The sequence below is a fragment of the Winogradskyella psychrotolerans RS-3 genome, from assembly GCF_000427335.1.
GTDB lineage: Bacteria > Bacteroidota > Bacteroidia > Flavobacteriales > Flavobacteriaceae > Winogradskyella > Winogradskyella psychrotolerans.
Window position 1 is genome coordinate 1 of sequence record NZ_ATMR01000154.1, and the last position, 549, is coordinate 549.

1 protein-coding gene is annotated in these 549 nt (G+C 36.6%); it reads right to left on the reverse strand.

All coding sequences use genetic code 11. The features are described from left to right. Positions 1 to 168: 168 nt before the first annotated feature. The gene (locus ADIWIN_RS15130) at positions 169 to 375 is read right to left on the reverse strand and encodes a heavy-metal-associated domain-containing protein (RefSeq protein ID WP_020890700.1); all 207 of its coding nucleotides are present in this window, start codon (positions 373 to 375) and stop codon (positions 169 to 171) included. Positions 376 to 549: the final 174 nt, after the last annotated feature.

A 549-nucleotide genomic window follows, 5' to 3' on the forward strand; every position in this document is an offset into this window, starting at 1 on the left:
CTTCATTTCTTGAGCCTACCTTGTACAAGAGATTGACAACAGCCATTTCTGAAGAATGGTCCTCATGGACCAAAACTTGAAGTCCATTGTCCAGAATAAAAGATTTGTGTTTAATCATAGAATTGAGGCAAAAGTAATAAAATTTATACCTATCCTACCTTCTTTCATTTAAATAGATTCGCCCTTATAACCGGATTTTTCTAGTGCAGCCATGATTTCTGCAGCAGCTGTTTCTCCTTCTACGGTCAGTATTCTGTCGGGTGACTTTAAGTCTACTTCCCAATGGCTTGCATTTAAAGCGTTCATTGCCGGAGTGATGGCCGTTACACATGCGCCACATTTTACGTTGGTTTTGAGTTTGATTTGTTGTGCCATTTTTGATTGGATTAGTTTTATATGTTTGCTTTAAATGATAACAAGCCAATGTTATTATTTGCTACCATTATTTCTATCAAAGTAGTAAGTCTAAGGAATTCTTTTCGTTTTCAAAAAGGTCTAGGTGTATTTTAGTCTTGAGACTATTTCCAACTACTGACAAGGAGCTCAAGG

What these genes read in the sequence shown, in the direction of transcription:
- ADIWIN_RS15130 (WP_020890700.1), bottom strand. Translation starts at nt 375, where the DNA reads ATGGCACAACAAATCAAACTCAAAACCAACGTAAAATGTGGCGCATGT.